This window comes from Streptomyces sp. CLCI03, from assembly GCF_053615355.1.
Genome location: NZ_CM132132.1, coordinates 5,040,994 through 5,054,402, shown reverse-complemented (window position 1 = coordinate 5,054,402; position 13,409 = coordinate 5,040,994). Strand labels below are relative to the sequence as shown.

The window sequence follows — 13,409 nt, the reverse complement described above, 5'->3', positions numbered from 1 at the left end:
CACCATCGCCCCCACACATCTCGTCACTTTGACGAAATGTGCGCTAGCATCCCAGCCATGAACCCTGCGGACCTGGGCCTGCCGGTGGACGTGCCGTCGACAGCGCTCTTCACGGATCACTACGAGCTCACGATGTTGCAGGCCGCCCTGGCCAACGGCACCGCCGACCGACGCTCGGTCTTCGAGGTGTTCACCCGCCGGCTGCCCGAGGGCCGCCGCTACGGGGTGATCGCCGGAACCGGGCGGGTGCTGGACGCGGTGGAGAACTTCCGCTTCGACGGCGCGGTGCTGGAATTCCTGCGCGAGCGGGCCGTCGTCGACATGCGGACGCTGGACTGGCTGGCCTCCTACCGCTTCTCCGGCGACATCTGGGGCTACCCGGAGGGCGAGGTCTACTTCCCCGGCTCCCCCGTCCTGCGGGTGGAGGGCAGCTTCGCCGAGTGCGTGCTGCTGGAGACCGTGATCCTGTCGATCCTGAACCACGACTCGGCGATCGCCGCGGCCGCCTCCCGGATGTCCTCGGCGGCCGGCGGACGCCCGCTGATCGAGATGGGCGCCCGGCGCACCCACGAACTGGCGGCCGTCGCCGCGTCGCGGGCCGCGTACGTGGGCGGCTTCACCTCGACCTCGGACCTGGCGGCCGGATTCCGGTACGGCATCCCGACGGTCGGCACGAGCGCGCACGCCTTCACCCTGGTCCACGACAGCGAGCGGGACGCGTTCACGGCGCAGGTGGACTCGCTGGGCCGGGGCACCACCCTGCTGGTGGACACGTACGACGTGGCCGAGGCCGTCCGCACGGCGGTGGAGATCGCCGGACCGGAGCTGGGCGCGGTCCGGATCGACTCCGGGGACCTGCTGCTGGTGGCCCACCGGGTGCGGCAGCAGCTCGACGAGCTGGGCGCGACCTCGACGAAGATCGTGGTCACCTCGGACCTCGACGAGTACGCCATCGCCTCGCTGGCGGCGGCCCCGGTCGACGCCTACGGCGTGGGCACGCAGCTGGTGACCGGCAGCGGGCACCCGACGTGCTCGATGGTCTACAAGCTGGTGGCGCGGGCCACGTCGGCGGACCCGAAGGCGGCGCTGGCCCCGGTGGCCAAGAAGTCCTCGGGCGGCAAGACCTCGATCGGCGGCCGCAAGTGGGCGGCGCGGCGGCGGGACGCGGAGGGGGTCGCGGAGGCGGAGGTCATCGGCGTGGGCCCGGTGCCGGCCGCCCTGGCCGACGACCAGCTCCTGACCCAGCTGGTCAAGGCCGGCGAGGTGGTGGCCCGCGAGCCGCTGGAGGCCGCCCGGGACCGCCACCGCGCGGTGCGGGCGAGTCTGCCGCTGTCCGCGACGCAGCTCTCGCGCGGCGAGGCGGTGCTCCCCACGGAGTACGTCTGACCCCGCGGGTCCGCCGCCGGGGCCCTGCCCCGGACCCCGCTCCTCGCTCGCCGGAGGGGCTGATCTTGCACCGGTCCGGCCCGCGCGGCGCCGTTGCGGGGGCCCCTCGCCCGAGCCCCCGCGCCTCAATCGCCGGCGAGGCTGTTCGGAGCGCCGTAGAGGTCCGGGGCGGAGCCCCAGTTTCGGGAAGGGGCGGGGTGGGGGAAGAGCCCCCCGCAGGGCCCGCCGCAGCACACCATCGAGCCGAAGGGCACGCGAAATGCACCGCGCACTGATCGTCGTCGACGTACAGAACGACTTCTGCGAGGGCGGCAGCCTCGCGGTCACCGGCGGAGCCGACGTCGCCGCCGCCGTCACCGAGTACATCGGCCAGGCCACGCCCGCGTACCGACACGTCGTCGCCACCCGCGACCACCACGTCGACCCCGGGTCGCACTTCGCGCACCCGCCGGCCGAGCCGGACTACGAGACCTCCTGGCCCGTCCACTGCGTGGCCGGGACCGAGGGCGTGGGCTTCCACCCGAACTTCGCCCCCGCCGTGGCCTCGGGGGCCGTCTCCGCCGTCTTCGACAAGGGCGCGTACGAGGCCGCGTACAGCGGCTTCGAGGGCGCCGACGAGAACGGCACGACGCTCGGCCAGTGGCTGCGGGACCGGAACGTCACCGAGGTGGACGTGGTCGGGATCGCCACCGATCACTGCGTGAAGGCCACCGCCCTCGACGCCTCCCGCGCCGGCTTCGCCGCCCGGGTCCTGCTGGACCTGACGGCCGCCGTGGCCCCGCACACGACCGCACGGGCCCTGGACGAGCTCCGTACGGCCGGTGTGAAGCTCGTCGGCGGCCGCGCCGACCAGGCCCCCTGAGGGACCTGGGGCGCCCCCAAGGCACCCCCTACGTGCCCAGCAGGGCGCGGATGGGGTGCCAGAGCTCCTGCGCGCGGTCCGGTGCGCCACGCCAGAGCAGGCCGTCCGGGTGGTGCAGGACCGCCGTGACCTCGTCCGGGGTCGGCGGGTGCGCGTTGCCCCGCAGGTACACCGCCCGCATTCCGAGGTTCCGCAGCCTGGTCAGGGCGCGGGCCCGGTTCGCGGCGTGCACCAGCACGCGGACATTTCCGCCTTCTCCGGACGGCCTCGGCAGTGTGAGCGCAACCACCACACTGCCGCCCGGCAACCTCACGAAACCGCCGCCTGGCATCGCTGTCATCTCCCCCGTCAATAAGAAACTCGTACCGGGCATCTAAACGCGAACGGCCGCCGCCCGCTAGGGGGCGACGGCCGATCATGCTTTGACCTGCGGTTTTAACGAGTTACTTCGAGGAGGGGCCGACCTCGATGGTCATGACCTCGCCGTCGTAGGACTCCTTCAGGATCTTGATCTTGGTGTTGGTGTCAGTGACCTTCACCGATCCGGTCGGGTTCTCGTCGTAGTAGTACTTGCCCTTGTGGTCGTCGAAGACCAGGTTCGCGGGCTTCGGCTTGAGGAAGAGCTCCTCGCCGTTCTTGTGCAGGGTGAACGCATCCGTGGAGTACGCGCTGAAGGTGGCGTCGTACGGCTGGATCTTGTTGCGGAGCAGCGTGCCGTCCGCCCACTTCATGGGCTTGGCGTTGGCGTCGATCGGGAGGATCAGACCCTGGCCCGGGTGGACGCTGGTGTTGTTGTCCTTCTGGCTGGTGTCCCACTGCCAGATGAGCAGACCGTCCTGGTACGGGTAGTGCTCGACCCAGTCCGGCTTGGTGTTGCCGAAGCCGAAGTTGTACGGGCCCACCTTGAGGGTGGAGTCGTACGACACGTAGCGGCGGTTCTCCGCGATGTAACGCTGCGCGTACTCCTTGGAGAAGTCGGCGCCGATGCGCGAGAAGCCCTTGCCGGTCCAGCCGTTGTCGCCGTTCTCGGCGCCGTCGGTGAACAGCGCGGAGCCGTCCGCGGTCAGGGAGATGGCATCGGCCGCGAAGCCCTTGCCGCCCGCGCCGCCGTCCGTCTGGTAGCGGAAGCGGAGGTCGACCTTCTTGCCCGCGTAGGCGTCGAGCGGGAAGTTCAGGTTCTTCCAGGCACCCGAGACACCGGTGAGCGACGGGCTGCCGGAGGCGTCGACCGGGAGGGCCGTGCCGTCGGCGGTGCCGGCCAGCGCGGTCCAGGTGGCGCCGCCGTCCGTGGACACCTCGGTGTAGAGGTAGTCGTAGTCGGCCTCGATGTCCCACCAGCCCTTGAGGGACAGGGCGGCGGACTTCTTGCCGGTCAGGTCGACCGAGCGGGTCAGGGTGTTCTTGAGGTCGTCACCCATGTTGCTCCACCACTGGGTGGAGCCCTCGGCCGGCTTGACGACCTCGGTCTTGACCTGCTTCTTGGGCAGCTCGACGACCAGCGCCTGCTTGTCCTTGGTGTTGAACGCCGACACGCCCAGCTTGTGGGTGGACTTCGTCGCGGCCTTGGCCGTGTCGTAGTTCAGCCAGCCCAGCTGGAGCTTGTCCCAGGCGGTCATGTCGCCCGGGGTGTCACCGATGGAGTCCTTGCCCTTGCCGAGCCAGGAACCGGCCGACATCAGGGACCAGAAGCCGACGCTGTTGTCGCCGCCACCGGTGGTGTCGTAGAGGTCCGGCAGACCGAGGTCGTGACCGTACTCGTGCGCGAAGACACCGAGGCCGCCGTTCTCGGGCTGCATCGTGTAGTCGCCGACCCAGATGCCGGTGTTGCCGATCTGGGTGCCGCCGGCCTTGTTGTTGTCCGGGCCGGTCTTGCCCGCCGCGGTGCCGTAGGCGTACCAGCGGTGCGCCCACAGCGCGGTCGTGCCCTGAACGCCGCCACCGGCCGACTCGTCCTCGCCCGCGTGGACGATCTGGAAGTGGTCGATGTAGCCGTCGGGCTCGTTGAAGTTGCCGTCGTTGTCGAAGTCGTAGCGGTCCCACTGGTCGTACTGGGACAGCTGCGCCTTGATCTGGGCGTCGGTCTTGCCGGCCTTCTTCTGGGCCTCCGACCATGCGGTGACGCCGTCCTTGACGGTGTCCCACACGTTGGAGCAGTTGGTCTGGCCGCAGTAGTTGGAGCCGTAACGGCCCTCGTTGTACGGGACCTTGACCCAGTCGGCGACCTCACCCTCGACCGAGTAACGGCCCGAGGAGGTCTTCTCGTAGTAGGTCTTCAGCGACTCCTTGCCCTGACCCGTCGCGAAGTACAGGTCCTGGAAGTACTGACGGCTGAAGTCCTTGCGCCAGGCGGTGCTGTTGTCCTTGGCGCGGTCCGGCTGGGCGATCGTGTTGTGCAGCGGACCGGGGGTACCGCCGTACTTGGGCGCCTCGGGCTTGGGGCCCGGGCCGTCCGGGTCGTACATGGTCGTGTTGTCGACCTGGTCGCCGAACTCGACGAGGATCGTGAAGATCTTGTCGGTCTTCTCGCGGCCGAGCTCGACGTACTTCTTGTCGTCGAGCTTGACGACCTTGGAGGCGCCGCGCTGCTCGACGCCCTTCTTGCCGGTCAGGACCTGGTCCAGGGCGGCCGCGCGCTGCTTGGCCTGCTGGTCGCTGAACGGGCCCTTGAGGTCGTGCTCGACGACCTTCGAAGGCGAGGTCGGGTCCTGCCGGTCGGCCGCCGGGGCGGCCGGAGCCTTACCCTCGGCCTGAGCCGCGGTAACGGTGAAGAAGGTGGCGCTTGTCGCACAAGCGGCCATGGTCACGGTGACAGCGGCAGCGCGTATCGCACGCCGTCTGGCGGAATTGCTGGTCACTTGATGTCGTTCCCCTCCCGCGGCCGCAACGTTGGTCGGAACTTCTCCATAGGAGCGGGGGGTTCCGCGCGGCGCGCGTCTCAAGTGACGACATTTGACCGGAGGGAAGCAAGAAAAGACAGACCTTGACTTGACCCTTACAACTGCACTATGCGGTCAGGGAGTTCCGCTATCCGGACGTTCCGCAGCCATACGGGGCGAAGGGCCCTTCCCGACCCCGCCGACGGTCCGTCCCGTCCCCCTTTCTCCCACTGCCGTCGCCCTGCCGTCGCCCGGAAAATGATCCCGTGCGCCCCCTGTGCTCCGGCACCGTGTGTTAGGTCACGCTTACCGGCGGTCCGACTCGGGCATCTCCCGTCATAGAGTCACTTGACGCGCGAACGGGTTGAGCCGACTCCCCCTCCCCTCACCGAGGACGGATATCGCCATGCCGCGTCCGACTGCCGCACAGCTCGCGTACGGGTCCGCCACGGTCGTCGTGTCGACGATCGCCATGCTGCTGCTCTCCCGGACGAGCACCGGGCTCGGCGTCGCGGTCATCTCCGCCGCCGCGCTCGCCCTGGGTCTGCTCGTCGCGCTCACCGTGCCCCTGCCGCGGCGCCGTGGCCGCCACGCGGCGCGTACGAGCGCCTCCCGGGCCGCCGCCGCCCCCGCCGCCCAGGAGGGCGCGACAGGGGACGCCCGGGTGCCCGAGCCCCGGACGGCTTCGGCCGAACACCCCGTGCATCACTGACGATCGACGCCGGACGCGGCGCGGGCGGCCTCCCCCGGAGGGAGACCGCCCGTGTGGCGATGCGTCATGTGATGCGTCATGCCTAGCCGGTGACCTGGACCACCACGGTCTTGGCGACCTTGTCGTGCAGGCCCTGCTTGTACGGCTTGTCGACCAGGATCGAGACGACCAGCGCGATCGGCCACAGGCAGGCGCAGCAGATCAGGGTCGGCAGCCAGAGCACGGCGGCGCGCGACAGGGCGGCGTTGGAGTTCGGCACGCTGCCGTCGTTGAGCATCGCGACGCGCAGCTTCATCGCCTTCTTGCCGACCGTCTGGCCGTTCTTCTTGGTGAACCACCAGTCGTAGCCGACGTACGCGATGATCGAGATCAGGGTCATGATCAGGCCGCTGCCGCTGTAGGACTTGCTGAAGACATCGCCGATGTCCTCGCCCTGGTCGGTGTCGTATTGGTAGCGGTTCGCGCCGAACGCCCACTGGATGAGGGCCAGCGGGATGGCGATGATCACGACGTCGATGATGCGCGCGAGGAGCCGCTTGCCGAAGTCGGCGAGCGGGGGCATCCCGGCGAGCGGATCGGGCATGCCGTAGCCGCCGCTCCCGCCGTACGGGTCCCCGCCGCCGTACGGGGGCGGCGGGGGCGGGTATCCCCCGCCACCGGGCGGACCACCGGGCGGACCACCGGGCGGACCTCCGGGCGGGGGCGGCGGACCACCGCTGCCGGGGGGCGGCGAGCCGTACGGCGAACCGCCCGACGGAGGCGTCGGTTCCTGGGGCTTCTTGAGGAACGGGTCGTCCTCGGGCGGCTGGCCCGGCGGTTGGTCGGTACTCATGGCCCGAGTCGAACCCGGCTCCGACGGCCTCGCAACGGGACCGCGTCCATTCGGGGGCAGGGGCCGTCCCAGGGGCGCGACCGGACCCATCGGGCGCGCTCAGCGGGCCACGTACGTCCGGGCCGCCTTGTCGTGCCAGGCCTGGCGGCGCGGGCGGTCCACGAGGCACCAGAGGCTGCCCGGAAGGCCGAGGAAGGCGTACACCAGCCACCGGCGCAGGGCCGCGCCGAAGGTGGGCGGGCGCAGGGTGGCGGTGGCCAGGACCCGGACGCCCAGCAGCTTCTTGCCCGGGGTGCGGCCCCAACGGGCCGTGGGCAGCGCCTCGTAGAGGATCCCGAAGAGGAGGACGGCGCCGAGGACCACGCCCAGGTGGGCGGCGATGGTCCCGTCGAGGAGCCAGACGGTGGTGGTGCGGCCGCTCGCCCGGGCGGCGTCCACCTTGGCCTCGACATGGGCGGTGGCCTCGGGCAGGAGCGGCCGGGCCACGGCCACCGCGACGGCGGCGTGGACGAGCGAGTCCAGGAGGCGGGCCACGGCCCGGCGCGGCAGTCCGGCGGGGCGTACGGCCCGCTCGGCCATCCGCTCGAACACCTCCCGGGGCGTACGGGCCCCCGCGGGGCGGGAGCCGGCGCCGTCGGGGCGGGCCTCCTCGGGCCCGAGCGGCTCCCGGCTCCGCGGCTGGGGCCGCGCCGGCGGCCCGGGCTCCGACGCGGCCGGCGCCTCGGGCCGGGTCGCGATCCTCGGGCGCACTCCGGCGGGGCGCGGCGCCCACACCTCGGGCCGGTCGGCGGCCGGGGCGGCCGGCGCCTCGGGGGTGAGGGGGAGCGGCCGGGACGGCGCGGGAGCAGGGGTGGGGGCGGGGGCCGGGGTGGGCGCGGGAGCCGGGGCGGGGACGGCCACCGCCTCGGGCCAGGATGAGGTGAGCCCGGACCCTCCGGGGCCGCCGGTCCCGGGGGCGTCGGGCCAGGCCGGGTTCCGGTCCGGAGCCGGGGTCGGGGCCGGGGTCCGGGCCGGGGTCTGGGCGGCCGGGGAGCGCACCGACAGGATGCCCGCGGAGGCCTGCTCGGGATGTCTCGCGGGGGCCGCCGCGGGTGCGGCCGCGGCGGCTGCGGTCCGGGCCAGGGAGATGCCCGCCGACCGCGGTGACGGTTCCGGTTCCGGTTCGGGTTCCGGTTCGGGCTGCGCGGCGCGTTCCGGATCCGGCGCGCTGCCCCACGACACCCGGTGGTCGCGGGGCCCGCCGAAGCCGGCCTGGTGCACGGGGTCGGCCTGCCACACCACGGGCTCGGCGACGGCCGCGGGGGCGGGAACGGGCGCGGGCAGGGGTTCCGGGAGCGCCTCGGTCATGGAGGTCTGGTCGAGGAACACCGGCCCGGTCTCGTCCGCGCGCACGGCGTGCCCGCCGTGAACCATCGGTACGGCGGGTGCCGCGGGCGCGGCGGCGGGGGCGGGGGCGGCCTGCGCGACAGGTGCCTGCTGCGGGGCAGGGCGGCTCGTACCCGGAACCCAGGCCGCTCCGTTCCAGTAGCGGATGTACCCCGGGATGGACGGATCCGGGTAGTAGCCCTCGCGGGCCGCGTGCTCGCCGTCACCAGGGGAGGCCGTCATGTCCCCAACTCCGATCGTGGCTTGAGGCTTGTGCAAGGGAGGACCATAGCCAAGAACCGACCCCCGACAGGTCCGGTAACGGGAGAATCCAAGCAAACGAGCGAACGTCACCCTGCACGACGGTTTTCGGTCAGCCGAAAGAAATCGGCCAATCTCCGGTTCGCCGCACGAAGTCGCGTCATACCCGGGCACACTGCCGCTCTCTCCGGGTGTGGGGCACCGTCCGGCCCCACGCACCGAACCGAAGTGAGGCCGTCATGCACCACCCCGTCATCGAGCGCGAGCTGGAACTGAAGCTGGTCCTGTCCCCCGAGCGCAGCATCGCCGTGCCCGCCCGGCTGCTCTACGTCACGCACGACCCGTACGCCGTCCACATCACCTTCCACACCGGCTCGGACACCCCCGTCAACTGGACGTTCGCCCGCGAGCTGCTGGTCGAGGGGGTGTTCCGCCCCTGCGGCCACGGCGACGTCCGGATCTGGCCCACGAAGGTCGACAACAAGGCCGTGCTCTGCATGGCGCTCACCTCCCCCGACGGCGACGCCCTCCTGGAGGCCCCCGCCGGCTCGGTGTCGGCCTGGCTGGAGCGCACCCTGCGCGTCGTTCCGCCCGGCACCGAGACCGAGCGGCTCGGCCTGGACGACGCGCTGGTCGAGCTGCTCACCCCGACCCCGGCCGACGACCTGTGGCTGCGCGACCCGTGGCCGTCGGACGAGTCGGCGGACGGGGACCTGTGAGGCGGGGCGACCGCGCGCGGGCCGGCCCGGACGGCCGGGCCGAGGTGTCAGAAGAGCTTGCCGGGATTGAGCAGCCCGAGCGGGTCGAAGGCCTGCTTGACGGCCCGTTGCATCTCCAGCCCCACCGGGCCGAGTTCGCGGGCCAGCCACTCCTTCTTCAGCACGCCGACACCGTGTTCGCCGGTGATGGTCCCGCCCAGGGAGAGGCCGAGCGCCATGATCTCGCCGAAGGACTCGCGGGCCCGCCGCGTCTCGTCCTCGTCCGCGGGGTCGAAGCAGACGATCGGGTGGGTGTTGCCGTCGCCGGCGTGCGCGCAGACCCCGATGAGCAGGTCCTGGGCGCGGGCGATGGCGGCCGTGCCGTCCAGCATCTCGCCGAGCCGCGAGCGCGGTACGCACACGTCGTCGATCATCGTCGCCGGCCGCAGCGCCTCCAGCGCGGGGAAGGCCATCCGCCGCGCCTGGAGCAGCAGTTCGGTCTCCGCCTCGTCCTCGGCGGGCACGACGGCGGTGGCCCCGGCGGCCGTGCACAGCTCGCCGACGGTCGCGAGGTCCTCGGGGGCGTGCGGGGTGTCGAAGGCGGCCAGCAGGAGGGCCTCGGTGGCCTCGGGCAGCCCCATCTTCCCGAGGGCGTTGACGGCCCGGACGGTCGTCCGGTCCATCAGCTCCAGCAGCGAGGGGGTCAGGCCCGCCTCCATGACGGCGCAGACGGCCTCGCAGGCGGCCGCCACGGAGGGGAACTCGGCGGCCAGTGCCAACTGCCGGGGCGGCGCCGGTCGCAGGGCGAGGACGGCCTGGACGACCACGCCCAGGCTGCCCTCGGAGCCCACGAAGAGCCGGGTCAGGTCGTAGCCGGCCACGCCCTTGGCGGTACGCCGGCCCGTGCGCAGCAGCCGCCCGTCGGACAGGACCACGTCGAGGCCGAGCACGTACTCGGCGGTGACCCCGTACTTGACGCAGCACAGGCCGCCCGAGGCGGTGCCGATGTTGCCGCCGATGGTGCACTGCTCCCAGCTGGACGGGTCGGGCGGGTAGTACAGGCCCTGGCGGGCGACCTCGCGCGAGAGCACGGCGTTCACCACGCCGGGCTCGACCACGGCGATCCGGTCGACGGCGCTGATCTCCAGGATCCGGTCCATCTTGACGAGCGAGAGCACGATGCAGCCGTCGGAGGCGTTGGCGCCGCCCGACAGGCCCGTCCGGGCCCCCTGCGGGACCACGGGGATCCGTAGGGCGGTGGCGGTGCGCAGGACGTGCTGGACCTGCTCCACGGTCCGGGGCAGGACGACGACGGCCGGTGTGCCGGCGGCGCAGAAGCTGGCCATGTCGGTGGCGTAGGAGGTGGTCACCTGGGGATCGGTGAGCAGGGCCTCGGCGGGGAGCCCTTCGAGCAGGCCGGCCCGCAGACGTGCGATGAGATCGTCATCCATGGGACCAGCGTGGCAGTCGGGGCCATCGGTGTGAACACGGCCGCGCTCCCCTTCGGACACCTCCGCGAACTCTTCATATTGACGCACAGTGACCCCATGGACCGTATCGACGAGGAATCGCAGACGCCGGCGCCGCCCGTGACCTTCACCGGCCGCAAGACGCTCGTGGCGGCCGCGGTCGCCGTGGTCCTGATCGCCGGGGCCCTGCTGATCCGGCCTGCCAGGACCGATGACGACGCCCGTCCGCCGGAGCCGAGCGAGCGTGCCGCGTCGGCGGTCGGCATGGGCGCGCCCGCGGCGGCGGTGGACGTGACGGCGCTGGTCGCCGACCGGGAGAAGTGGCTCGCGGCGCACCCGGACGATGACGCCTCGTGGGCCGTGCTCGGCTCCGCGTACCTCGAACAGGCGCGGCGGACGGCCGAATCCGGCTGGTATCCGAAGGCGGAGAAGGCCCTGAAGCGCTCGCTGGAGCTCCGCCCGGCCGAGAAGGGCAACTTCGACGCGATGACGGGCATGGGCGCGCTGGCCAATGCCCGGCGGGACTTCGGGACGGCCCGCAAGTGGGGCGAGCTCGTCCGGGCGCAGGCGCCCAAGCGGTGGGGGGCGTATCCGGTGCTGGTGGACGCGTACACCGGGCTCGGCGACTACAAGGGCGCGCAGAAGGCGATGGAGCTGCTGCTGGACATGCGGCCGGGCCTGGCCGCGTACGTCAGGGCCTCGCAGGTCTACCGGGACCGCGGCTGGCGCGAGGACGCGGTGGTGGCGATGGAGCACGCGGCGGGCGCGGCGAAGACCCCGGCGGAGAAGGCGTACGCGTTGTTCCGGCTCGGGGAGCTGTCCTGGGAGCGGGGCGACCCGGCCGAGGCGCTGCGGCAGTACGAGGGCGCGCTGCGGACGGATCCGGCGCAGGCGGAGGCGCTGGGCGGCCGGGCCCGCGCGCTGGCCGCGCTGGGCCGCGGCGGGGAGGCGGTCCGGGACTACCGGATGGCGTTGGGCCGGTCCGCGATGCCGCAACTGGCACGGGAGCTGGGCGAGCTGCTGGAGGCGCTGGGGCGGCCGCAGGAGGCGCGTACCCAGTACGAGGCGCTGACCACGATGGTGGCCCGGGACACCACGAACGGGGTCGACGACGCCGTGCTCCTCGGGCTGTACGAGGCGGATCACGGGGATGCGGTGGCGGCGGTGCGGCGCCTGTCGCAGGAGTGGTCTCGGCACAAGAGCGTGCAGGTCGCGGACGCGCTGGGATGGGCGCTGCACCAGAGCGGCGACGACACGGCGGCGCTGGAGTACGCGAAGAAGGCCACGGAACCGGGGCTGCGCAGCGCCGACTTCGCCTACCACCGGGCGCTGATCGAGCAGGGCCTCGGGGACGAGGAGGCGGCCCGCCGTCACCTCCAGGAGGCCATGCGGACGAACCCGCACTTCTCGCCGCTGCGCGGGCCGCTGGCGAAGCAGGCCCTGGCGTCGATCGCCCAGCCGGCGCCGGGCGGCCCCGAGAACATCCGCCCGACGGCCCCCTGGGTGGAACCGGAACTCCCGAAGGCCGCGAAGCCGAAGCCGACCCCGTCGGGTCGCTGAGCGGCGGGCCCGGGAACCGGCGGCGCCCCCGGAGGCACGGCGGCGCCGCACCCGTGCACGGGTGCGGCGCCGGGCCCCCCTCGGGCCGTGCCGGAAGCCAGGTCGTTCGACCTGTTCGACCTACAGGTTGCCGCGCTTGTCCTGCTCGCGCTCGATCGCCTCGAACAGGGCCTTGAAGTTGCCCTTGCCGAAGCCCATCGAGCCGTGCCGCTCGATGATCTCGAAGAAGACCGTCGGGCGGTCCTGCACCGGCTTGGTGAAGATCTGCAGCAGGTAGCCGTCCTCGTCGCGGTCGGCCAGGATCTTCAGCTCGCGCAGCTCGTCGATCGGCACCCGGGTGTCGCCGACCCACTCGCCGAGGGTGTCGTAGTAGGTGTCCGGGACGGACAGGAACTGGACGCCCGCCGCGCGCATCGTGCGGACCGTCGAGACGATGTCGTTCGAGGCCAGCGCGATGTGCTGGACACCGGGGCCGTTGTAGAACTCCAGGTACTCGTCGATCTGCGACTTCTTCTTCGCGATCGCCGGCTCGTTGATCGGGAACTTGACCTTCTTGGTGCCGTCCGCGACCACCTTGGACATCAGCGCCGAGTACTCGGTCGCGATGTCGTCGCCCACGAACTCCTTCATGTTCGTGAAGCCCATGACCTTGTTGTAGAACGCGACCCACTCGTTCATCCGGCCGAGCTCGACGTTGCCGACGCAGTGGTCGATCGCCTGGAAGGTGCGCTTGGCCGGGGGCGCCACCATCGGCTCGACGGCCTCGTAGCCCGGCAGGTACGGGCCGGTGTAGTCACCGCGCTCGACCAGCGTGTGGCGGGTCTGACCATAGGTCGCGATCGCGGCGAGCACGACCGTGCCGTTCTCGTCCTTGACCTCGTACGGCTCGTCCAGCCCGCGGGCGCCCTGCTCGACGGCGTACGCGTACGCCGCGCGGACGTCCGGGACCTCGATGGCGAGGTCGATCACGCCGTCACCGTGCTCGGTGACGTGCTCGGCGAGGAAGCGGCCGTGGTCGGTCGTCGCCTTGATGACCGAGGTCAGCACGAAGCGCGCGGAGCCGTTGGTCAGGACGTAGCTGGCGGTCTCGCGGGAGCCGGTCTCCGGTCCGGAGTAGGCCACGAGCTTCATGCCGAAGGCGGTCGAGTAGTAGTGCGCGGCCTGCTTGGCATTGCCGACGGCGAAGACGACCGCGTCCATGCCCTTCACCGGGAAGGGGTCTGCCTCACGCGCGGTGTGCGGGGTGGTTTCGAGGTTCGCCAGAGACTCAGTCATGAGACGCAGAGTCCCGCCGATCCACAAGCTGCGCAATAGTTTCCTGATTGGCTGTACAAACTGCCCAGGATGACCGCAGGCTGTGTGAAACATCTGTGCACTATGACCACCCG

At 71.9% G+C, this 13,409-nt stretch carries 11 protein-coding genes; 5 read left to right on the top strand and 6 right to left on the bottom strand.

The features are described 5' to 3' along the window. The first annotated feature begins 57 nt into the window (after positions 1-57). The gene (locus ACWG52_RS23290) at positions 58-1,386 is read left to right on the top strand and encodes a nicotinate phosphoribosyltransferase (RefSeq protein ID WP_033226622.1); all 1,329 of its coding nucleotides are present in this window, start codon (positions 58-60) and stop codon (positions 1,384-1,386) included. A 259-nt stretch (positions 1,387-1,645) separates the two neighbouring features. Beyond that, positions 1,646-2,248, top strand: a complete 603-nt coding sequence (locus ACWG52_RS23285) for an isochorismatase family protein (RefSeq protein WP_389816271.1) — start codon at positions 1,646-1,648, stop codon at positions 2,246-2,248. A gap of 28 nt (positions 2,249-2,276) precedes the next feature. Here the strand turns inward: ACWG52_RS23285 and ACWG52_RS23280 are convergent, their stop codons facing one another. Next, on the bottom strand, positions 2,277-2,579 hold the full coding sequence (locus tag ACWG52_RS23280; protein ID WP_033226620.1) for a hypothetical protein: 303 nt from the start codon (positions 2,577-2,579) through the stop codon (positions 2,277-2,279). A gap of 112 nt (positions 2,580-2,691) precedes the next feature. Beyond that, a complete protein-coding gene (locus tag ACWG52_RS23275) occupies positions 2,692-5,046 on the bottom strand; it encodes an immune inhibitor A domain-containing protein (RefSeq protein WP_389816322.1) in 2,355 nt (784 codons plus the stop codon). A 484-nt stretch (positions 5,047-5,530) separates the two neighbouring features. Here ACWG52_RS23275 and ACWG52_RS23270 point away from each other — a divergent pair, with 484 nt between their 5' ends. Then, positions 5,531-5,836: a hypothetical protein gene (locus ACWG52_RS23270; RefSeq protein WP_389816269.1), complete on the top strand. Its 306-nt coding sequence runs from the start codon at positions 5,531-5,533 to the stop codon at positions 5,834-5,836. An 82-nt stretch (positions 5,837-5,918) separates the two neighbouring features. On the opposite strand, the gene ACWG52_RS23265 is transcribed toward ACWG52_RS23270, so the two are convergent. Then, the gene (locus ACWG52_RS23265; RefSeq protein WP_389816266.1) at positions 5,919-6,668 is read right to left on the bottom strand and encodes an RDD family protein; all 750 of its coding nucleotides are present in this window, start codon (positions 6,666-6,668) and stop codon (positions 5,919-5,921) included. A 99-nt stretch (positions 6,669-6,767) separates the two neighbouring features. Beyond that, complete coding sequence (locus ACWG52_RS23260) at positions 6,768-8,276, bottom strand: RDD family protein (RefSeq protein ID WP_453125796.1); 1,509 nt, start codon at positions 8,274-8,276, stop codon at positions 6,768-6,770. A 257-nt stretch (positions 8,277-8,533) separates the two neighbouring features. On the opposite strand from ACWG52_RS23260, the gene ACWG52_RS23255 reads away from it, so the two are divergent. Beyond that, the gene (locus tag ACWG52_RS23255; protein ID WP_389816261.1) at positions 8,534-9,013 is read left to right on the top strand and encodes an SsgA family sporulation/cell division regulator; all 480 of its coding nucleotides are present in this window, start codon (positions 8,534-8,536) and stop codon (positions 9,011-9,013) included. Between the two features lie 47 nt (positions 9,014-9,060). Here ACWG52_RS23255 and ACWG52_RS23250 read toward each other — a convergent pair whose 3' ends face one another. Then, positions 9,061-10,443 carry an FAD-binding oxidoreductase gene (locus ACWG52_RS23250; protein WP_389816258.1) on the bottom strand — a complete coding sequence of 461 codons (1,383 nt, stop codon included), beginning with the start codon at positions 10,441-10,443 and terminating at the stop codon, positions 9,061-9,063. A 96-nt stretch (positions 10,444-10,539) separates the two neighbouring features. Here ACWG52_RS23250 and ACWG52_RS23245 point away from each other — a divergent pair, with 96 nt between their 5' ends. Then, complete coding sequence (locus ACWG52_RS23245) at positions 10,540-12,021, top strand: tetratricopeptide repeat protein (protein WP_389816256.1); 1,482 nt, start codon at positions 10,540-10,542, stop codon at positions 12,019-12,021. A gap of 120 nt (positions 12,022-12,141) precedes the next feature. Here ACWG52_RS23245 and hppD read toward each other — a convergent pair whose 3' ends face one another. Next, on the bottom strand, positions 12,142-13,296 hold the full coding sequence (hppD, locus tag ACWG52_RS23240; protein WP_389816253.1) for a 4-hydroxyphenylpyruvate dioxygenase: 1,155 nt from the start codon (positions 13,294-13,296) through the stop codon (positions 12,142-12,144). Positions 13,297-13,409: the final 113 nt, after the last annotated feature.